An 898-nucleotide genomic window follows, 5' to 3' on the forward strand; every position below is an offset into this window, starting at 1 on the left:
TGCCTCTTTGTAACCAGCTCCTTTATAAAGAGACAATCCTTCTTGAAAAGTTACACTTGAGACCCACTGGACTTGCCTTTCATAGAATTTCTATAGGACTGACGGGCTTAAAGCGCGCAACAAACAAGCTTTAAAATATCCACCACGCCCTTTAAAAAACACTTCAACCTGTCAAAGAGACTTACCTTATATCTACCCATGCCTCAAAGAAAAATATTTCATGGCATATTTCAGGGCATGAGCAAGATAAATATTGCCCCCTCTTCAGACAGCAACATTCTCCCCATCGCCCCCCATTGTAACAAATCGCCCTCATCATCCACTTTTCCCCCAATATCGCGACAACCTTGGCTCTTCAGACAATTCATTATCGTCATTTTGCGTCTTTTCTTATACAATTCTATAAAGCTCTTCTGATCTTACGACGGACAAAAGACATGGCTTTGATTGCAGCATAATCTGGGTTTCTCATTCAAGAAAGATAACGATTAAAATATCAATCCATTATCATTAAATTAACCCGTTTATTTTTTACAAAATTAAAAGCATCATCCCTTAAACGAAAGAAAAAGCCCCCACCAACAATCTCCTCCCTCATCAACAACATGGCACCGGTAACAATCCATCCATCACGCCACCATTAATACGACAGCCAGCACAGCCCCAATCGCCCACACAATCGCCAATACCTAAGCTTTGCCCCCGCAGCATATCCCAACCACCGCCCTCCCAATTCCATCAATAAAATACCACGGATTTCAAAACCACAATTCTTCCCTCCCCCTTCACATTTCCCCCTCCTTATTTCCCCCTTGCTTTATCAAAGGAGAAAATGTTTTTTGCCTCAGCAAAAACTTTCCCATTAAAAAAACATATTTTGCTGCATTTCTGATGAATG

The 898-nt window shown here is 41.1% G+C and carries 1 protein-coding gene; it reads right to left on the minus strand.

Translation table 11 applies throughout. The features are described 5' to 3' along the window. Positions 1-230: 230 nt before the first annotated feature. Positions 231-377: a hypothetical protein gene (locus tag ACFIKE_RS11710; protein WP_375650116.1), complete on the minus strand. Its 147-nt coding sequence runs from the start codon at positions 375-377 to the stop codon at positions 231-233. Between the last annotated feature and the right edge of the window lie 521 nt (positions 378-898).

It is taken from the genome of Bartonella sp. MU70NMGDW (assembly GCF_042194085.1).
In the GTDB taxonomy this organism is placed as follows: Bacteria; Pseudomonadota; Alphaproteobacteria; order Rhizobiales; family Rhizobiaceae; genus Bartonella; species Bartonella grahamii.

What these genes read in the sequence shown, in the direction of transcription:
- ACFIKE_RS11710 (WP_375650116.1), bottom strand. Translation starts at nt 377, where the DNA reads ATGACGATAATGAATTGTCTGAAGAGCCAAGGTTGTCGCGATATTGGG.